Here is a 20,312-nt window from a genome sequence, read left to right as displayed (position 1 = left end):
AGAACGATCATTCACGCCAATAAGGCTGAACTTCCACACTGATCGCTCGGGTTTGATCCATTGCATGCAAAATTGAGCGCTCTTGACGGTGCAACCAGCGTTCTAACTGCTCTTTTTCTGCGTCTTCCAGCATATCAACCAACGGGAGTAAGTGGTTCAGCATTAGCAGATCATCGATACCATGCACTAGATCCGCCCATGGTAAACGGAAGCTGTTACGCTCATCCGAGTTATACAAACTCGCGAAACCAATACCAGTATAGAGGTTACGCAATAAGCGATAACGCTGATCAACGTACTCTTGCGCCGTCAGATCGCGCTCTGCTGGGAAAGCTTCCATTAGCTCAGCCCAAGTGCGATCGAGCTGAGTAACTGAAAACGGCATGATGTTACTTGCCATTTTTTCACGTGCTTTTTCATCAAGAAATGGCTGCCAACCGCGTGCTAAGATCCAGCGGCTTAGATCCAGCAGTAACCCTGTGTAACGCGCGGAATTGAGCAACCCTAGCACTTCTTCACGGCTTGGCAACTCTTGTAACTGCTGAGTCAGCTCAGATACTAAGAACTTACGCGCATCCAACTTACGCAGCACATTGCCTTTGTCATCTAAAAGCTCTTCAAGGTGTGCATGCTCATCTAACCAACTCAGTTCTTCTTCCAACCATTTAAGCTCTTGGCGCAGAATCGCACTCGCGCGACGAGGGACAATCCCGCCAAAAATGGTCAATGTTTGACGAATGAAACGAATGGCATTACTGATTTCACGCAGTGCTTCCACGCTGTCACGCTCAGCATAAATTTGCTCGTGATAATGCCAATGAGACAAAGCGTGCTCTAAAGAGTTGATCAAGCAAAATTCAACGGTATCCGTCGGACTACTGTCCACAAGTGCCAATGATTTTACTTCATCACCCGCATAACCGCTTGCAAGTCGATAACCTTTCGCCGCTTTGCTCAAGTTACCCAAGCGCATACCACCTTGCTCGCAAAAGCTGCGTGCCAGTGTGAATAAAGCTTCGGTTTGGCCAGACTTAAGTTCCAGTTCAACTTCGCAAATTGGCTCTTGCTTCTCTTCTTCGTCTTCACCTTTGGCTACAACTAAGCCTTGGTCAAAAGCAACTTCAATCTGACTGCCATCGGGCATGCCAATCAGCCATTGTTCACGTGTGAAGTTGGTCGAGAATAATGGCATAAGCTCGGATTGCAGCGTTTCTGCATCTTTACCTGGAGGCCAAATATCTAGAGGATGAAGCGACAGATTAGGCTCGTCGCTAGTGTGCTCAGCATTGTATTCTGGTCTTTGATGTAAGCCTGCGACGACGCGTCCTGCTGTCTTTACGGTTTGGACGAATACATCATCAAAACGGCGAATTCTTAAACCAATGTCGTGCTTTCTGAGCCATTTATCGGCAGTATCAAAATAGGTGTTACCCAAGTCACGACAACTATGCTGAAGTACTTTTGTCTCAGAAATTTTTTCTTTTAAAGTTTCTGAAAATTCAGGAGAAACAAAAAACTTCAGTTCTATTTCGGTTTCCATAGCTATACCTTTCAAAGCAGATAGAAACAGGATATTGCGTAATTTCTCACACGGCAAGAGAGAAATATCGCCGGAATGATGATCTAAAACAGTTTTAATGAGCGATTTAATGCGTTACCATGCGCGCCTTTATAGCCATCGCTCAACATTTCGCCAAGCACTCAGAAATGGTGTATGTTTTTTTAAGGTTATAGTTATTAGGTTGAATGACCATGCCAGTAAATACAATTATGGGGTTATTTGCAAAGTCCCCAATTAAGCCTTTGCAACGCCACGTTGTGTGTGTCAACGAATGTTGTTCACACTTGGTGAAATTCTTTGAAGTATCTTCAAAGGGTGATTGGGAAAAAGCAGCAGAAATCCGTGCACAAATTTCTCACCTAGAGAAAGAAGCGGATGTGCTGAAACGTGAAATCCGTCTAAAACTGCCTCGCGGTTTGTTCATGCCAGTCGACCGTACTGACATGCTTGAGCTTTTGACTCAACAGGACAAACTTGCAAACCTGGCAAAAGACATTGCTGGCCGTGTATATGGTCGTCAACTTGTCATCCCTGAGGCTCTCCAACCAAACTTCCTCGCTTACGTTCAACGTTGTCTTGATGCTGCCGATCAGGCGCAAAAGGTAATCAATGAACTTGATGAATTGCTAGAAACCGGCTTCAAAGGCCGTGAAGTGACGCTCGTCGCTGAAATGATTCATCAATTAGACGTTATCGAAGATGATACCGATGCCATGCAGATTGAACTTCGCCAACAGTTGATGGTGATTGAAGCTGACATGAACCCTATCGATGTCATGTTCCTATACAAGATTCTTGAATGGGTAGGTGGTATTGCCGACCAAGCGCAGCGCGTAGGTGCTCGTTTGGAAGTCATGCTATCTCGATCTTAAAACATAAAGTTAACGACATAACGAAGAGCATAATTAACACGTGTCATAGGGACGATGACTATTTTCATCGTCTTATGGTTTGGCGCGCGTAAAATTTTGTTCCGCTTGTTATAAAACAACTAGGTATTACGATGGATATCCTTGCGAACTACGGCACTGTCCTGATTATTGTTGCAGCGATTTTTGGTTTCATGATGGCGATTGGTATTGGCGCGAACGACGTTGCTAATGCGATGGGTACATCTGTAGGTTCAAAAGCGCTAACTGTAAAACAAGCTATCATCATTGCGATGATCTTCGAATTTGCAGGTGCTTACCTTGCAGGCGGTGAAGTAACCGACACTATCCGTAAAGGTGTAATCGAAACTTCTTTATTTGCCAGTCAACCAGATGTTCTTGTCTACGGCATGATGTCTGCGCTTTTAGCAGCAGGTACTTGGCTGCTTCTTGCTTCTTACATGGGCTGGCCAGTATCAACGACTCACTCAATCATCGGTGCAATCATTGGTTTTGCATGCGTATCAGTAGGTACTGAAGCGGTTGACTGGGGCAGCGTTCAAGGCATTGTTGGTAGCTGGATTATTACGCCAGTGATTTCAGGTTTCTTTGCTTACGTTATCTTTGTCAGCGCACAACGCCTGATTTTTGATACAGAGAACCCTCTGTTTAACGCGAAACGTTTTGTACCTGTTTACATGTTCATCACAACAATGGTGATTGCTCTTGTAACCATCAAAAAAGGTCTAAAACACGTTGGTCTTCACCTGACCAATGGTGAAGCTTGGATGTGGGCAGCAGCAGTTTCAGCACTTGTGATGATTGGCGGCTACGTATACATCCAGAAAAAATTCGCTAATCGCGAAGAAGACCGCAGCTTTTCTGGCGTGGAAGGTATCTTCAGCGTTCTGATGGTTATCACCGCTTGTGCGATGGCATTTGCACACGGTTCAAACGACGTTGCAAACGCCATTGGTCCACTGTCTGCTGTCGTATCGACTGTTGAACACATGGGCGAAATCAGCACGAAAAGTACCATCGCTTGGTGGATTCTACCTCTTGGCGGTATTGGTATCGTGGTCGGTCTTGCAACACTGGGTCACAAAGTAATGGCAACCGTTGGTACTGGCATCACTGAGCTAACGCCTAGCCGCGGTTTTGCAGCACAGCTAGCAACAGCATGTACGGTAGTTCTAGCGTCTGGTACAGGCCTGCCAATTTCAACCACTCAAACATTGGTTGGTGCGGTTCTCGGTGTTGGCTTTGCTCGTGGTATCGCAGCACTGAACCTAGGCGTAGTTCGTAACATCGTGGCATCATGGATCGTTACACTACCAGCGGGTGCGTTATTGGCCGTAGTATTCTTCTACGGACTTCAAGCGATGTTCGCTTAAGACACTCGTCAATAGAATGTAAGCGCTTTGTCATTATTGACTCAAACGCACAGAAAGGGAGGCTTTGCCTCCCTTCTTTGTTGCACCGAGGTTTGAAACTGCATACTATTCGTCTATTTCCGGCCCCAATCATTCGGTGCCAACGCTGTCTCCAAGAAAAATCGTTAAGGGATTTACTGTGAAAAAACTAATCATCACGGTTTTGTTTACTTTGCTAGCAGCGCCAGCGGCCCTAGCAGCAGACCGTTATATTTCTGATGACCTCTTCACTTTTATGCACTCAGGTCCAAATAACACCTACCGTATTATTGGTAGTGTTAACGCCGGTTCTAAAGTACAACTGATTAAAACCAACCGAGATACTGGCTATACGCAAGTTCGTGATGACCGTGGTCGCACTGGTTGGGTACAAAGCAAGTTTGTGACAAACCAAGAGAGCATGGCAATTCGCCTTCCTCGTATTGAGAAAGAGCTAGCCGAAGTAAAAGAGCAGCTTGCTAATGCTCGTCAAACTTCTGATGCAGAGAAAGCCGGTCTTGTTACCTCTCTCGAAACACGTAACCAACAAATTTCAGATCTAGAAAGTAAATACTCTGAGATCAGCGATCAGCTTACTTCTGTTGAAACAGAAAACCGCGAGCTACGCGCAAAACTGGATACACAAAAAGATGACATGCTGCTTAAGTACTTCACTTATGGCGGCGGTGTTGCAGGTTTAGGTTTACTATTTGGTTTGATTCTTCCGCATGTCATGCCTCGTAGAAAGCGCTCTCCTGCGGGTTGGGCATAAACCCTTACGCTTTTATCTTTAAAAAGAACGCAAAAGCCAGTCGATATTGACTGGCTTTTTAGTTTGCTTCGTTTGACAGAAGTGAGTACTACTCCCCCATTGAACTAGAGGCTCGACGACGATCCGTTGCGCCATAAAGCTTGCCATCTTTTAGCTCAATTGCATTCAAACCGCTTACCACTGGAATAACGTGCACTGGGTAGCCAAGCTCCATAAACTCAGGCACCAACATTTCTGCGAACGTTTTCTTTTCCACCAGCAAACCAGTCGGGTCATAAGACTTGGTGCGGTCTATCTTAGTGCCATACTGGATGTTTGGTAAGTCAATAGCCTCTTGCGCTGATAAATTCCAATCCAGCACCCCAACCACGGTTTTGAGTACATACCCCGGGATTTGTGAACTACCTGGTGACCCAACCACCAAACGCAAGTTATCATCACTGTCCATCACCATTAATGGCGTAATAGCCGAACGTGGACGCTTGCCCGCTTCAATTGAGTTTTGCGTAGGCTTGCCGTTAACCGTTGGCTGAGGTGAGAAGTTCGCCATTTGTGCATTCAAGATAACGCCATCAACCATGACACCAGATCCCATTCCCGTGCCAACGGTGCTGGTCATCGCAATTGCATTTCCATCTCTATCGACGATAGAAATATGCCCTGTATCTTTGCTCTCGAAGCCTTGATATTGCGCATACTGAGTTTGCGTTATCTGTCCTGCTTGTGGATCCTCTTTTGAAGTGCCATTATCAGGGATTAAATCACGTCTCTGATCTAGATAGGCTTTAGACAGCAACTGTTCAACTGGCGCTTCCACATAATCCGGATCTCCGGCATACGCAATACGATCGGCTTTTGCAATTCGCATCGCTTCAGTCATGAGACGCCAAGGTTCCACATCCGTTTTCGCCATATGGGCAATGCCATAGGGTGCAAGCAGTTCAAGACTCTGAGCGACCATCACACCGCCCGAAGCTGGGTAACCAAAAGAGACGATTTTATTCCCACGGTAGTCGCTCTCAATGATGTCACGCTGCTTCACTTGGTAATGTTTAAAATCTTCTAAAGACAACTTCTCGTGTTGGTCGTCAATACGACTATTAACCGTCTCTACGATGTGCTGACCAAGCTCACCACCATAAAGGTAACTATCGCCTTGTTGCGCGATCTTCCTCAGCGTCTCAGCCATCTTAGGGTTCTTCATCAAGGTTCCCGTCGGTTTAATATCGTCCCCTTGCCAATACAAGGCTTTCACTTCCGGATCTTGCTCAAGTCGGCTTTGCTCTCTTACTACGATGTCGTAGGTGTAGCTGTTCATCGCGTACCCATTGCTCGCCAATGTAATTGCCGGCTTAATCAGCTCTGCCCATGGCAACTTGCCGTATTGTTCATGAGTGGTGTAAAGCAACCGCAACGTGCCCGGAACCGCAACAGAACGAGGGCCTAATATTTCGTTGCGACTGAGTACTTCCCCATTCTCAACAAACATTTCAGGGTTCGCGCTAGAGGGCGCTTCATCTCGACCATCAAGGGCCAGAAATTTTTTCTCGTCATGTTGATAAAACAGCGCGAAAGTCCCGCCGCCAATTCCGGTCATATCTGGCTCAACGACAGACATCACCATCTGCATCGCGACCATAGCATCAACAGCGTTACCGCCTTCTTTCAATATTGAGTAACCGGTACTGCTTACGTAAGGGTTCGTCGCACTGACCATGAAATCTTGCCCGCGACCATCTGGTGTAACTGGGAATGGGTATGGCTTTGCTGCATAGCTTGTCGATGCAACAATACTTAAAGAAAAAATCAGAATACGCATGTGTCTCTGTTTAGACTCCTATTATGTGATGGGGTCTAACGTGGACCAAGTCATTACTCCGAAGTTCGTGAAGATGGTGTCTTTTTACACAACGTTGACTGGAATCGCGCTATCAATAGATGAATGATATTGGTGCTATTTAAACGACTGAGAAAAGCTATATTTTGCTTGTTTGAGTATCTAAAAATCATCACCAGAATAGATGCAAAAGATGCTCTGAAAAATAAAAAGCCAGCGATATGATTTCGCTGGCTTGATGTGTTTCTACAAGAGTTACCCTTTCCACTCATACAACGCTGGTATACGAATTTGCTCACCTTGGAACTCAACAATCACCGCTTGCGGTTGTATTTCTCTTAGAGTGACCTGATCATCAACGACATCCCCTTGATGATATTCAATATTGTTAATTTTCACCCAACGGCGATTTTCATCACTAGCGTACATATGGGTTTGCAAATTAAGCGCAGGTAGACGCCCTTGCCACTGGTGAGCGTTGCGCTCTAAATCGTTCACGCGTGCCGTTTGTGATGAAGAATTGTCATCATCTCGGGATAAGGCATTTTCGACCTTCCTAGCTAAATCAGGAGATAATGAGGATAAATCCAGATCATCCAAAGACAACCCGAGGTCCTCTTCAGCAGCAGAAGTCGTTTGGGTTGATGCTGAGTTGCGTGTTTCATCTCTGCTTGGTGTATGGCTCGTGTATTCATCGGGGGTGGTAAATGTACCAAAATCACGCGATAGCTCTGCACTTGGCCACTCTCTTGGCAATTGGGCCAACTGGGTGTTCTCTGGATAGTCCAATACTTTGAAAGGTGATACCACTTCGACCTTTTCTATCGGGGACGTTGTATCTACTTCAACACTCGGTGCAAAGAGATCTAAGTACCAAGCGACTCCGATAGCAGAAGCAGTGATTGGCAGCAAGAACAGACCTATATGTTTCACAGCTGACATTATGCGTCCTCCTTCTCGATTCTCGCCAGTTGAGGCGCATCTGGCTGAACATTTTGCTGAAGTCGGTCTAGCGTTCGCTTACCTGCAATACCATCGACACCAATTCCTTGCCAACGTTGAAATAATTCGACTCGCTCTTTCATCGCACCATCAAAAATAGACGTTTCAAGCAGTGGCTCACTCACCGCTTCTGCTAATAATCGGTCTAATACTTCAATCGCAGGGCCTTCCATGTCTAAACGTAATGTTTCATTCAGCGGAGCATGCCACAGTTCGATAATATTGCCCTGCCACAACGGCTTTAGCCACGAAACTGGCAGACGAAGACGCTGCTTACCATTGAGCACTTCAGCTTGGTCATTACCGACGGCATATAGAATGACATACCCAACATCACCTTGATAATTCAACTCCAAGATCACAGGGCGATTTTGTTGCATCAACAGCGGCCAAGTCGCCATTTTACGCTCACAACGCATAGTCGACTGCGGTTCTGACAAACAAAGATTATCGCGAACCGATGCTTGATATCCCCACAAACGATACAAATCATTTACAGCGAGGTTCGACTGTTTTTGTGTTAACAATAAATCACGCTGCTCATCCGTTAACTGTTGGCTGACGACGGTTGGTGTTGACTCTACTCTTGGCTCCGTCACTTGTGTCAACCCTGACGTCGCTTGAGCTGGCATATAATTCACGACCGCCCACCCCGTACTTAATGCAGCAATAAGGCCTACCGTGACAGAGCCCCAAGCAGGCCAACGGAAAGTCCGGCGCTCTTTTTTATCTTGCTGATAAATATCTGCCTGAAACTGCATCACCTCTTCACAGGCCTGCTGAACGGTTTGCTTATCCACCACCACATTACCCTGGTGATAACTAATGTTGAGGGATTTGTCACAGATAAGGTTGATGAGCCGCGGTATACCGTGACTGTATTTGGCTATAAGTTTACAAGAAGCACGATTAAACAGTTGCTGGTCGCCACCTGCTGTATGTAGTCGAAATGCGATGTAATCTTCTGTCTCTTTTTCATCCAACGGCAACAGGTGATAACGCCCGGTAATACGCTGGGCAAGTTGGCGTAGTTGTGTTGTTTGTAATAACCGCTGCAATTCAGGCTGCCCGACCAACAACACTTTGAGCAATTTTCTGGTATCGGTTTCCAAGTTGGTCAACAAGCGCAACTGCTCTAGAACGTCGGCAGCAAGGTGTTGAGCCTCATCAATGACCAGCAATGTCTGCCAGCCTGAACGATAATTACGCAGCAAATATTGATGGATAACCTGGTTTAGCTGTTTGAGGTTTGCATCTGGCGGATAGGTGATTTTGAACTCATCGCAAATGGCTTCGAGCAAGTCTCTACTCGAAAACGTGGGATTGAGAATAAGACCCGCTTTGGTGTTATCACCCAAATTCGCCAGCATCGCTTTTGCGACGGTCGTTTTGCCTGTACCTACTTCGCCAGTAAGCATAGCAAAGCCACCGCCATCGCCTAGCCCAGCTTGGAGATGTGTGATTGCCTCTTTGTGACGTTGGCTTAAATACAAATAACGTGAGTTTGGAACAATCGAAAATGGTTGTTCGACAAACCCAAAAAAGTCCTTATACATTAGGCTCTCCAGCTAAAAAACCACCTGGGAATAGTCAGACATGGTATAAACGCTCTTCTTCTATTCTTAGGAGTAAAGAAAAGTACCATTGCTTGCTACAATGTCCAACGGCATATCCATAAATTAAGAGGTAATTCGTGCAAGTTTATTTAGTAGGTGGCGCAGTTCGAGATAAATTGCTCGGAATTGATAGTTATGACAACGACTGGGTGGTCGTAGGCGCGACGCCCGGGATGATGCTGTCCCAAGGATACACCGCCGTTGGTAAAGACTTTCCTGTATTTCTGCATCCCAAAAGTAAAGAAGAATATGCCCTTGCACGAACAGAGAGAAAGTCAGGTTCTGGTTACACTGGTTTTGAATGTTTCTTCGATCAAAACGTCACCTTAGAAGAAGATTTGATACGTCGTGATTTAACCATTAACGCGATGGCAATGGAGAGTGATGGCACGATCCATGACCCATATGGTGGCCAGCAAGATCTCAACGATAAACTGCTACGCCATGTATCAGACGCCTTTATTGAAGACCCTCTACGCGTTTTACGTGTCGCTCGCTTCGCAGCGAAGCTTGCTGATCTAAACTTTACGGTTGCCGACGAAACCATGCGGTTAATGCGTCACATGGCAGAGTCCGGAGAGCTGAGCACACTGACTCCCGAGCGTGTTTGGCAAGAATGGCATAAATCTCTCTCTACTCCTCGCCCTGATATTTTCTTATCGGTTCTACGAGACTGTGGTGCATTAACCGTGGTGTTACCTGAAATTGATGCACTATTTGGCGTACCTCAACCTGAGAAGTGGCATCCAGAAATCGATACTGGCATCCATACTTTGATGGTGGCAGAGCAAGCCGCAAAATTGAGTAACTCACTCCCCGTCAGGTTTGCCGCCCAAGTGCATGACTTGGGTAAGGGCGTGACGCCAGAGAGCGAATGGCCAAGCCACAAAATGCATTGCCATACAGGATTAAAACTGATCAAAAAGCTGTGCGAACGTGTCCGGGTACCAAATGAGTTTCGTGATTTAGCCTTGATGGTGTGCGAACAGCACTCCAATATTCATCGCGCGGCTGAACTTAAACCACAAACCATAATTAAAATACTCAATAAACTTGATGTGTGGCGTAAGTCCGAACGTCTGCAAGATATCTTGCTTTGCTGCCAAGCGGATCACGCTGGTCGTAAAGGACTGGAAACGCAACCATATCCACAGGCGGATATTTTTAGGCAAGCCTACCAAGCAGCAGCGGCAGTTGACGTTCAAGCCATTATCAAAGAGGGCTTTAAAGGCCCTGCGATTCGTGACGAGCAAGAAAAACGACGTATTGAAGCAGTGAAAGCAGCACTTAAGAAGTAACGAACAAACAAAAAAGCCCGCGGATTTCGCGTGCGTTTTTCGTTAACATCAATTATGCACTTAATAGAAAAGCGAACAAACCGACGCCCAAAATGAGACGGTAAATCACAAACGGTGTCATGCCCATTCGTGAAATCATCTTCAAGAAGAAGTGGATACAGATGTACGCACTGATAAACGATGTGATAATGCCAGTCATTAAGAAACCAACATGGACAGGTTCACCACTGGTCACTAACTTCATGCCTAAGTAGCTACCAGCTAATGTAATGATTGGGATCGACATTAAAAACGAAAATCGGGCAGCCGCTTCTCGAGTAAAGCCAAGGTAAAGCGCTGCTGTGATGGTCGCCCCTGAACGTGAAGTTCCAGGAATCATCGCTAAGGCTTGAGCAATACCGATAAATACAGCTTTCTTCCAACCCGTTTGGTATTCATCGGCAACGAGTTTAGCGTTTTTGTCTACCCACCATAGCAACAGGCCAAATACGATCGTAGTAGTCGCGATGACGTAAGCGCTACGTAGATACACTTCAATGATGTCTTTCATCAATAAGCCGAACACACAAGCTGGAATCGTCGCAATCACGATCATCCAAGCCAATTTAGCTTCTTTACTGCGATCTCCTTTAAAGATCGAAGCAAATAACGCTTGAAACAAAGTGATTACTTCATGACGAAAATAGATCACGACAGCCATTAATGTACCGACGTGAACAGCAACATCAAAGGCTAGACCTTGGTCTTCCCATCCTAAAATAGCGGAAGGCAGGATCAAATGGGCAGAGCTTGAAATAGGCAAAAACTCTGTCAGCCCCTGAATCAGAGCCAAAATAAAGGCTTCAAAATAACTCATGTAAACAACTCAAATTAAAAATGAAAGGAAACGGGTTTGAGCGAATCGACTGGCTGCATAGCATGCCAAATGTCTGCGACTGTGCGTCCATCGCCTGGGATCACTAATTGCGGTTCGAGATCATACAGCGGCTTTGTGACAAAAGGATATTTGTAGATATCACTGCGAGGTAGCTCAGGTTTTTTCTTGGAGACGCGCTCACCGAACAACACTATATCGAGATCCAGTGTTCGATCCTGATACTTTTGCGCGTTTTCTTCGCGTCCCCACTTAAATTCAATCTCGCGTAGTTGATGGCTCAACTCTTCTAATGACAACTCGGTACGCATTGCAACGACAAAGTTGTAGAAATTCTTGCTGCTAAAACCAATAGGTTCGCATTCATATATCGGTGATACGAGGAGATTTTCTCCAAGCCGTTGCAGCTCCTGATACGCAGCAAGCACATGTTGCTCTCTTTCTACGTTCGTCCCAACACCGATATAGGTGGTGATCATGCTCGGCCTCGCTCAATCACCACACCAACAGCACGTGCTTGCGGCACGGCGCCAGGCTTCGCTAGGCGGATTTTCACCCAAGGCACTGAGAAACGCAGCATGATAAGCTCTGCTACTTCTTCAGCCACGCGCTCGACCAGTAAGAAACGACCATTTTCAATGTGGTTAAGTACCGCCTCACTCACCTGCGAATAATCCAGTGCATCTTGCACATCATCACTTTTGCCCGCAGGTTTATTATCGTGTGCCATTTCAATATCTAGAACCAACTTTTGTTTGATTTGTTGCTCCCAGTCGTACACGCCAATTGTGGTGATTACTTCTAACTGTTCAATAAAAACTTTATCCAGAGCCATCTTATGTCCTTCTATTACAGAGGTCGGATACCCGTGAGGGGTAATTTGATCGTAGTATTCTATACCTAAGTAACATTTACTTTGGTCATCACAATGTTACTTAGGTATAAACTGCGAAAGCATCTTTATATACAAGAAATCACATAATGCAAGCTCTATCACAGTGAGGATTTCTGCATTATGTAAATTCGGGGTATGATAGCAACTACGCGGGAACCGAGCATTAAATTCCAATCCATCAAGGACTTCTATGGACGCACTGGCACTGATAATGACAATGGCCGCCTATTTATTAGGTTCGGTTTCCAGTGCGGTTTTGATCTGTCGACTCTTAAAACTGCCAGACCCACGCAGTGTGGGATCTAACAATCCTGGAGCAACGAACGTATTGCGTATTGGCGGACGAGGAGCCGCTGTTTCAGTCTTGTTGTGCGATATGCTCAAAGGCACTATCCCCGTGTGGGGCGGATACTTTCTTGGTATCGACCCTATCATTCTTGGCGTCATCGCCATTGCTGCCTGTCTTGGCCACATGTACCCCATCTTTTTCCACTTTAAAGGCGGAAAAGGTGTCGCAACCGCGCTTGGCGCTATCGCTCCGATTGGTTTGGACTTAACAGGATTGGTGATGTTAACTTGGCTGTCAGTAGCCGCGCTATTCCGCTATTCATCCTTAGCGGCTCTCGTCACGGTTTTGGTCACTCCGTTTTATACTTGGATGTTTAAACCGCAATACACGTTACCTGTTGCTATGCTGTGTTGCTTAATCGTATTTAAGCATCATCAAAATATTCGTCGGCTTTTGTCTGGCGACGAGCCAAAAATCGGCGAGAAGAAACTGACACAAAAAAACTCGGCTTAATGCCGAGTTTTTCGTTTAAAGAGGGATGCATTGGTTACGCATGAACTCGATTCAGGAAGTTCAACAACATTTGGTTGACGAACTCCGGCTGTTCTAAACAACTGATGTGTCCCGCTTGCGGAATTTCTACCAACTCACTGCCCGTGATACAGTCTTTCATTAAATACGATTCGAAAACCGGGCGAGGCTTATCTTCACAGCCCACCGCAATTAACGTCGGCAGAGCGAATTTTTCCGAATCTTCAATCACATCACGGCGACCAAACACCATGCGCCCCATGCGAGCTACTTCCACCGCACGCTCACCGTTCAGCTCTTCTAAACTGCGTTTGAATGAAGCGACAAGTTTAGGGTTATCCTGATTGACGTTGTTGGCAAAGAACAGCGGCACAACGGCTTCAATAATTGGCGCAGGCACTGCTTGGACTTGGCTGATGGTATCAAGCATTGCAAAATACTTTTTATACGTAACTTCTGGCTCCCAGCCAATGAAGGTATCCATCAATACCAGTGACTTAACACGTTGCGGCGCTTGAGCCGTTAGCTCAGCTCCCCACATGCCGCCAACAGATAAGCCCACTATCGAGAATTCTTCGATATCTAAATGATCCATCAATGCCAACATATGTTGTGCATAGTCGGCCAATGACTGTGTCGATGCAGGTGCAGCGTCCGATTCACCATGTGCCCAAAGATCTGGCACAATACAACGGAATGACTGGCTTAAAACCTCAACTTGTGGCGCCCACATTTGGCTATCCCAAAGGTAACTATGACCAAATAGAAGCACAGGGCCCTCACCTTTATCTAGATAAGCAAGTTGCTGACCTTCAATTTCAAACTTATTCATTGTTATATCCATTTCTTATTCTTCCACGTCATCCTAGCACTGAAACAATCGCGAACTGATCGCATCAGTCAGAATGTAAAACGAGGCGGTTCATTGAATAATTAAAAATAAAGGCCTCTGAGGAGCAGAGACCTTTATTACAAAGAACCGGTTTCAAACCTACCGCATAAATTTGACTAAGCGACAGGTGTTAGTTGATCAATTGGCCAACGTGGACGAGCCTCTACTGACATATCAGCCACTTCGCCATTCTTCAAGCGCTGCATGCCTGCGTAAGCGATCATCGCACCGTTATCTGTACAGAACTCAGTACGTGGGTAGTAAACTTCGCCGCCAACTTTCTTCGCTAACTTCTCTAACTCAGCTCGCAAACGACGGTTAGCACTCACACCACCAGCAATAACAATGCGTTTCATGCCTGTTTGCTCAAGCGCGCGCTTACATTTAATAGCCAACGTAGCACACACAGCCTCTTCAAATGCCAATGCGATGTCCGCGCGGGTTTGCTCGTCATCACCGTTTGCAGCAATCGTGTTAGCCGTAAAGGTTTTTAGACCAGAGAAACTCATGTCCAAACCTGGCACATTCGTCATTGGGCGCGGGAACTTAAAGCGGCCCGGTGTACCTTTTTCCGCCAGTTTAGATAATAGTGGACCGCCTGGGTAATCCAAACCCATTAGCTTCGCTGTTTTATCAAACGCTTCGCCCGCCGCATCATCAATCGACTCACCTAGAATTTTGTACTCACCGATGCCTCTCACTTCCACCATCATAGAGTGACCGCCCGATACTAATACCGCCACAAACGGGAACGGTGGAGGGTTATCTTCCAACATTGGGGCCAATAGGTGACCTTCCATATGATGAACAGGTACCGCTGGCACTCCCCAAGCATAAGCAATACTGCGACCGATAGTCGCGCCCACTAATAGCGCCCCAACAAGACCAGGCCCCGCGGTATACGCGACACCATCGATGTCTTTTGAAGTTAAGTTCGCTTCTTTTAGTGCCTCTTTAATAAGAGGAATGGTTTTCTTTACGTGGTCACGTGAAGCCAACTCAGGCACCACACCGCCGTAATCTGCGTGCAGTTTTACTTGGCTGTATAGCTTGTGTGACAAGAGACCGTTTTCATCGTCATAAATTGCGATGCCAGTCTCGTCACAAGAGGTTTCAATACCAATAATGCGCATGGTTTTCTCAGTATGCTTTCTGTATAGAGGAAATTTGGGCGTCATATTACCTCGCCTTGGTGCTGCAAACAAATTTTGTACAGACAATAATCGACAAAAGGCTTTACAAAGTAGTTGTGATCGGATTAAAATTCCGCACCATTTTTGATCAAGCTGGTAAGAGACCTAACAATTGTGATTTGGTCTGTTGAATACCAGCGTTAACGAATAACCCCTGAGGTGAAAGGCATATGCCAGTAGTTAAAGTACGTGAAAACGAACCGTTCGACGTTGCTCTACGTCGTTTTAAGCGCTCTTGCGAAAAAGCAGGTATCCTTTCTGAAGTGCGTCGTCGTGAGCACTACGAAAAACCAACTACAGTTCGCAAACGCGCTAAAGCAGCGGCTCAAAAGCGTCACGCTAAGAAGCTAGCTCGCGAAAACGCTCGTCGCGTTCGCCTGTACTAATAACTGAGCTCCAAAAGGAATTTAGTTATGGCTCTGATTGATCAACTCAAAGAAGAGCAAAAATTAGCGATGAAAGCCAAGGACAAATTGCGCCTTGGTACTATTCGTTTAGCCCTATCAGCAATCAAGCAACGTGAAGTTGACGAACAGATTACTCTGAACGATGACGACATTCTTGCAGTATTGACCAAGATGGTTAAACAACGTCGCGACTCTGTAGCGCAGTTTGAAGCAGCGGGTCGTCAAGATCTTGCTGATGCGGAACAAGCAGAAATTACCGTTCTTGAGGACTTTATGCCTCAACCACTGACAGACGAAGAAGTAGCGGCTCTCATCGAGAACGCGATTGCTGAATCTGGCGCAGCTGGCATGCAAGACATGGGCAAAGTAATGGGCGTTCTGAAACCGCAAATTCAAGGGCGTGCAGATATGGGTAAAGTAAGCGGTTTAGTTCGCGCTAAATTGGCTTAAGGTACCCCACCCAATTGCAGCAAGCCGTGCTATCCTTTGGAGCGCACGGCTTGTTTGTATCTGGATGGATGGAATGAAATCAATGGGCAATACGCTCATTCTTTTAAGGCATTCACTCCACTCATCATCTTCTTTTTTTGTTAGGTTTTATGGCTGGACACATCCCTCGCAGTTTTATCGATGACCTTCTAGCTCGACTTGATATTGTCGATATCATCGACGCACGTGTGAAACTTAAGAAAAAAGGCAAAAACTACGGCGCATGCTGCCCGTTCCACAACGAAAAGACACCCTCATTCAGTGTCAGTCAAGAAAAGCAGTTCTACCATTGTTTTGGTTGTGGCGCGCATGGAAATGCCATCGATTTTTTGATGGAGTTCGACCGACTAGAATTCGTCGAAGCCATTGAAGAACTCGCTTCATACTTGGGTTTAGATGTTCCTCGCGAACAACGTAGCGGCGGTAATGGTTCGTTTCAATCAGGCCCACAAGCAAGCAGCAGTGAAAAACGTAACCTATACGACTTAATGGGCAGCATTGCTCAATTTTATCGTAACCAACTCAAACAGCCAGCAAGTAAGGTGGCGATTGAGTATCTAAAAGATCGCGGCCTGTCTGGTGAAATCGTCCAGAAGTTTGGCATCGGCTATGTGGCTGATGAATGGGATTTAGTTCGTAAGAACTTTGGTCAGAATAAAGAAAACCAAGACATGCTCGTCACTGGCGGCATGTTGATTGAAAACGATAAAGGCAACCGCTACGACCGATTCCGTGGTCGAGTGATGTTTCCTATTCGAGATAGACGCGGCCGAGTAATAGGCTTTGGTGGTCGAGTATTAGGTGATGGGACACCAAAATATCTCAACTCACCCGAAACCCCGATATTTCATAAAGGTAAAGAGTTGTATGGCCTATATGAAGTACTACAAGCGTATCGTGAGCCACCACAAATTTTAGTGGTTGAAGGCTATATGGATGTTGTCGCGCTTGCTCAATATGGCGTAGATTATTCCGTTGCCTCATTGGGAACCTCGACAACGGGCGATCACTTGCAGGTGTTATTCAGGCAAACAAGCACCGTCGTGTGTTGTTATGACGGTGACCGCGCAGGCCGTGAAGCCGCGTGGCGTGCCATGGAAAATGCATTGCCTTACCTAACGGATGGTCGCCAGTTAAAATTCATGTTTTTGCCGGACGGAGAAGATCCCGACTCTTATATCCGACAAAACGGAAAACAAGCATTTGAGCAGCAAGTGTCTAATGCGATGCCCTTGTCTGAATTCATGTTCAGCTCATTGACTCAGCAGGTCGATATGAGCACGAAAGAAGGCATGGCAAAACTGAGTACTCTTGCGGTTCCTCTCATTGATAAAGTCCCTGGCGGCACTTTAAGACTATACTTGAGAGAATTGCTTGGCCGCCGTTTGGGTTTGGTTGATGAACGCCAACTACAGCAGCTAATTTCAAAACAAGGTAAAGAGGATAAAAGGCCTCAACCTCATAAAGAAATCAAGCGAACGCCGATGCGAGAAGTGATCGCGTTACTGATTCAAAACCCACAATACGTAAGTATGGTGCCAGATCTAACTAGCGTTAGAGATTTGCCCATTCCTGGTCTAAGTTTATTTGTTGATGTACTTGATAAATGCCAAGCGCATCCCCATATCAACACAGGCCAATTATTAGAGCATTGGCGAAACAGCCAAAATGAGACCCTTCTGTCTCGTCTCGCGAGTTGGGACATTCCACTCGATGAGGACAACCAAGAAGAAATCTTTTTAGACTCACTGGATAAAATTATTGCCCAGTGCGTAGAAAAACAAATTGAAAACCTGCAGGCCAAAGCAAGAAGTGTCGGTTTATCAGCCGAAGAGAAAAGGGAGCTGCTAGCACTTATGCTAGATTTAAAAGCGTAACCCTGTTTAATTAGTCAGCAACGATTTAATTTGTTATAGTAAGTGGTTTGCATTTCGCATACTGATTCCTTCACCAGATTACGAAGTTGGATACCGTCTATGGATCACAATCCGCAGTCACAGCTAAAGTCACTTGTTATTAAAGGCAAGGAACAAGGCTATCTGACCTACGCCGAAGTAAATGACCACCTACCTGCTGAAATCGTAGATTCAGAACAGGTAGAAGACATCATTCAGATGATCAACGACATGGGCATTAAGGTAGTAGAAACTGCTCCTGATGCTGATGATTTAGCACTGAACGATGACACAAATATTACCGATGAAGATGCAGCCGAAGCTGCAGCCGCTGCACTTTCTAGCGTAGAGAGTGAGATTGGTCGTACAACAGACCCAGTACGTATGTACATGCGTGAGATGGGTACTGTCGAACTTCTAACTCGCGAAGGCGAAATCGACATCGCAAAACGTATTGAAGAAGGTATTAACCAAGTTCAATCGTCTGTTGCTGAATACCCAGGCACAATTCCGTACATTCTTGAGCAATTTGACAAAGTTCAAGCTGAAGAACTACGTCTTACAGACCTAATTTCAGGTTTTGTAGATCCAGATGCTGACGACACCGCTGCACCAACGGCAACACACATCGGTTCTGAACTGACTGAATCTCAGTTAGAAGAAGAAGACGATGAAGACGTTGATGACGACGAAGATAGCGATGACGATTCAGATGATTCTGAAGAAGATGTAGGTATCGATCCAGAATTAGCGCTAGAGAAATTCAACCAACTACGCAGCACCTATCAAAATCTTCAATTAGCAATCAACGAGTACGGCTATAACAGCCCGAAAGCAACCGTTGCTAATGAAATGATGCTAGACGTATTCCGCGAGTTTCGTCTAACGCCTAAACAGTTTGATCACCTAGTGAATGAACTGCGTACTGCTATGGATCGCGTTCGTACACAAGAGCGTCTGATCATGAAGTCAGTGGTTGAATACGGCAAAATGCCGAAGAAATCATTCATCGCGCTGTTCACTGGTAATGAATCAAGTGAAGCTTGGCTGGATGAAGTTCTTGCTTCAGACAAGCCATACGCTGAAAAGATCAAACGTAACGAAGAAGAAATCCGTCGTTCAATCGCTAAGCTAAAAATGATTGAAGAAGAGACTTCTCTAAACGTACAGAACATTAAAGACATCAGCCGTCGTATGTCTATCGGTGAAGCAAAAGCTCGCCGTGCGAAGAAAGAGATGGTTGAAGCGAACTTGCGTCTTGTAATTTCTATCGCGAAGAAATACACCAACCGTGGCCTACAGTTCTTGGATCTGATCCAAGAAGGTAACATCGGTCTGATGAAAGCGGTAGATAAGTTCGAATATCGTCGTGGTTACAAGTTCTCGACTTACGCAACGTGGTGGATCCGTCAGGCAATCACTCGTTCAATCGCGGACCAAGCACGTACGATTCGTATCCCGGTACACATGATCGAAACGATCAACAAGCTAAACCGTATTTCTCGTCAAATGTTGCAAGAGATGGGTCGCGAGCCACTACCGGAAGAACTGGCAGAGCGCATGCAAATGCCAGAAGACAAGATTCGTAAAGTTCTAAAAATCGCTAAAGAGCCTATCTCAATGGAGACACCAATCGGTGACGACGAAGATTCGCATCTAGGTGATTTTATCGAAGATACAACGCTAGAACTTCCGCTAGATTCTGCAACAGCAACTAGCCTTAAAGTGGCAACAAAAGACGTGCTTGCAGGTCTAACGCCACGTGAAGCGAAAGTACTTCGTATGCGCTTTGGTATCGACATGAACACTGACCATACTCTAGAAGAAGTTGGTAAGCAGTTCGACGTTACTCGTGAACGTATCCGTCAGATCGAAGCAAAAGCACTACGTAAACTTCGTCACCCAAGCCGCTCAGAGACTCTGCGCAGCTTCCTAGACGAATAATCGCAGCGCATATAAGCTTTTAGAAATCAAAAAAGGTGACTTTAGGTCACCTTTTTTATTATCTACTGTTCTAAGTGGATAAAAACTAAGCGCAATTGCCCTAGTTGGTATCTAGACACCTTGCAACGCTTCCCCTATAATCGTTGTCCTATTAAGGCCCCTTAGCTCAGTGGTTAGAGCAGTCGACTCATAATCGATTGGTCCGCAGTTCAAGTCTGCGAGGGGCCACCATATTCAGAAGGCTCGTAAAGAAATCTACGGGCCTTTTTTCGTTCTAGTCCTTTCCATATCCGGTCCGCAATTACTTCCTGTACGCTCTGGTCCATTAGGTCAGCCGAAACACGCCACGTAGTCACCACAGAGTCACACTTCCTCTGTCAGAGTGATATCCACCATCAGAACCTCTCTCGTCTGTACAACGCGAATCAGAGCAGATACATACCACTCAACATCAGACCGGAACCCCAGAAAAACTTCGCGCTGGAACCAACAAAAATATAACCAACATCCTGTCCATTAGCTGAAGTTATTAATTT

General features: G+C 45.8%; 18 protein-coding genes and 1 tRNA gene. 10 read left to right on the top strand and 9 right to left on the bottom strand.

Annotated elements, in window-relative coordinates; genetic code table 11:
• Window positions 1-7 precede the first annotated feature (7 nt).
• Window positions 8-1,540, bottom strand: a complete 1,533-nt coding sequence (locus R7R24_RS14505; protein WP_005379894.1) for an inorganic triphosphatase — start codon at window positions 1,538-1,540, stop codon at window positions 8-10.
• A 212-nt stretch (window positions 1,541-1,752) separates the two neighbouring features.
• On the opposite strand from R7R24_RS14505, the gene R7R24_RS14500 reads away from it, so the two are divergent.
• The 3 genes from R7R24_RS14500 to R7R24_RS14490 all read left to right on the top strand — a co-directional run bounded on the left by R7R24_RS14500 (window position 1,753) and on the right by R7R24_RS14490 (window position 4,614).
• Complete coding sequence (locus R7R24_RS14500; RefSeq protein ID WP_005379896.1) at window positions 1,753-2,433, top strand: TIGR00153 family protein; 681 nt, start codon at window positions 1,753-1,755, stop codon at window positions 2,431-2,433.
• A 131-nt stretch (window positions 2,434-2,564) separates the two neighbouring features.
• Window positions 2,565-3,824, top strand: coding sequence for an inorganic phosphate transporter (locus tag R7R24_RS14495; RefSeq protein ID WP_005379898.1), 1,260 nt, complete (start codon window positions 2,565-2,567; stop codon window positions 3,822-3,824).
• Between the two features lie 178 nt (window positions 3,825-4,002).
• Window positions 4,003-4,614 carry a TIGR04211 family SH3 domain-containing protein gene (locus R7R24_RS14490; RefSeq protein ID WP_054578495.1) on the top strand — a complete coding sequence of 204 codons (612 nt, stop codon included), beginning with the start codon at window positions 4,003-4,005 and terminating at the stop codon, window positions 4,612-4,614.
• An 88-nt stretch (window positions 4,615-4,702) separates the two neighbouring features.
• Here R7R24_RS14490 and ggt read toward each other — a convergent pair whose 3' ends face one another.
• The 3 genes from ggt to R7R24_RS14475 form a co-directional block, all read right to left on the bottom strand.
• Window positions 4,703-6,433 (bottom strand): gamma-glutamyltransferase, encoded by a 1,731-nt coding sequence (gene ggt / locus R7R24_RS14485; protein ID WP_054578494.1) that lies wholly within the window; start codon window positions 6,431-6,433, stop codon window positions 4,703-4,705.
• A gap of 273 nt (window positions 6,434-6,706) precedes the next feature.
• A complete protein-coding gene (locus tag R7R24_RS14480) occupies window positions 6,707-7,393 on the bottom strand; it encodes a general secretion pathway protein GspB (protein WP_047101974.1) in 687 nt (228 codons plus the stop codon).
• Window positions 7,393-9,009: an ExeA family protein gene (locus R7R24_RS14475; RefSeq protein ID WP_047101972.1), complete on the bottom strand. Its 1,617-nt coding sequence runs from the start codon at window positions 9,007-9,009 to the stop codon at window positions 7,393-7,395. Before R7R24_RS14475 ends, R7R24_RS14480 begins: the two co-directional genes overlap by 1 nt.
• Window positions 9,010-9,146: 137 nt before the next feature.
• Between R7R24_RS14475 and R7R24_RS14470 the strand changes: the two genes are divergently transcribed.
• A complete protein-coding gene (locus R7R24_RS14470; protein ID WP_054578493.1) occupies window positions 9,147-10,367 on the top strand; it encodes a multifunctional CCA addition/repair protein in 1,221 nt (406 codons plus the stop codon).
• Between the two features lie 52 nt (window positions 10,368-10,419).
• On the opposite strand, the gene R7R24_RS14465 is transcribed toward R7R24_RS14470, so the two are convergent.
• From R7R24_RS14465 to folB, 3 genes are read right to left on the bottom strand one after another with little or no spacing between them, the layout of a single operon-like run.
• Complete coding sequence (locus R7R24_RS14465; protein WP_017820255.1) at window positions 10,420-11,223, bottom strand: undecaprenyl-diphosphate phosphatase; 804 nt, start codon at window positions 11,221-11,223, stop codon at window positions 10,420-10,422.
• Window positions 11,224-11,237: 14 nt separating this feature from the next.
• Entirely contained in the window at window positions 11,238-11,720 is a 483-nt protein-coding gene (gene folK, locus R7R24_RS14460) for a 2-amino-4-hydroxy-6-hydroxymethyldihydropteridine diphosphokinase (RefSeq protein ID WP_005387457.1), read from the bottom strand.
• Window positions 11,717-12,076: a bifunctional dihydroneopterin aldolase/7,8-dihydroneopterin epimerase gene (folB, locus tag R7R24_RS14455; protein ID WP_005379859.1), complete on the bottom strand. Its 360-nt coding sequence runs from the start codon at window positions 12,074-12,076 to the stop codon at window positions 11,717-11,719. Before folB ends, folK begins: the two co-directional genes overlap by 4 nt.
• A 250-nt stretch (window positions 12,077-12,326) precedes the next feature.
• Between folB and plsY the strand changes: the two genes are divergently transcribed.
• Entirely contained in the window at window positions 12,327-12,938 is a 612-nt protein-coding gene (gene plsY / locus R7R24_RS14450) for a glycerol-3-phosphate 1-O-acyltransferase PlsY (RefSeq protein WP_005379857.1), read from the top strand.
• Window positions 12,939-12,972: 34 nt separating this feature from the next.
• Here the strand turns inward: plsY and R7R24_RS14445 are convergent, their stop codons facing one another.
• Together R7R24_RS14445 and tsaD are read right to left on the bottom strand one after the other, a co-directional pair.
• Complete coding sequence (locus R7R24_RS14445) at window positions 12,973-13,788, bottom strand: alpha/beta fold hydrolase (RefSeq protein WP_005379855.1); 816 nt, start codon at window positions 13,786-13,788, stop codon at window positions 12,973-12,975.
• A 176-nt stretch (window positions 13,789-13,964) separates the two neighbouring features.
• Complete coding sequence (gene tsaD, locus R7R24_RS14440; protein WP_005379854.1) at window positions 13,965-14,981, bottom strand: tRNA (adenosine(37)-N6)-threonylcarbamoyltransferase complex transferase subunit TsaD; 1,017 nt, start codon at window positions 14,979-14,981, stop codon at window positions 13,965-13,967.
• Between the two features lie 230 nt (window positions 14,982-15,211).
• Here tsaD and rpsU point away from each other — a divergent pair, with 230 nt between their 5' ends.
• The 5 genes from rpsU to R7R24_RS14415 all read left to right on the top strand — a co-directional run bounded on the left by rpsU (window position 15,212) and on the right by R7R24_RS14415 (window position 20,007).
• The gene (gene rpsU, locus R7R24_RS14435) at window positions 15,212-15,427 is read left to right on the top strand and encodes a 30S ribosomal protein S21 (RefSeq protein ID WP_001145625.1); all 216 of its coding nucleotides are present in this window, start codon (window positions 15,212-15,214) and stop codon (window positions 15,425-15,427) included.
• A gap of 27 nt (window positions 15,428-15,454) precedes the next feature.
• Window positions 15,455-15,898, top strand: a complete 444-nt coding sequence (locus R7R24_RS14430; RefSeq protein WP_005379720.1) for a GatB/YqeY domain-containing protein — start codon at window positions 15,455-15,457, stop codon at window positions 15,896-15,898.
• Between the two features lie 149 nt (window positions 15,899-16,047).
• The gene (gene dnaG, locus R7R24_RS14425) at window positions 16,048-17,814 is read left to right on the top strand and encodes a DNA primase (RefSeq protein WP_005379719.1); all 1,767 of its coding nucleotides are present in this window, start codon (window positions 16,048-16,050) and stop codon (window positions 17,812-17,814) included.
• Between the two features lie 99 nt (window positions 17,815-17,913).
• Window positions 17,914-19,776, top strand: coding sequence for an RNA polymerase sigma factor RpoD (rpoD, locus tag R7R24_RS14420; RefSeq protein ID WP_005395986.1), 1,863 nt, complete (start codon window positions 17,914-17,916; stop codon window positions 19,774-19,776).
• A gap of 155 nt (window positions 19,777-19,931) precedes the next feature.
• A tRNA-Ile gene (locus R7R24_RS14415) sits at window positions 19,932-20,007 on the top strand.
• The last annotated feature ends 305 nt before the right edge of the window (window positions 20,008-20,312 follow it).

It is taken from the genome of Vibrio sp. 704 (genome assembly GCF_033339295.1).
This window is presented reverse-complemented; position numbering and strand designations above follow the sequence as displayed.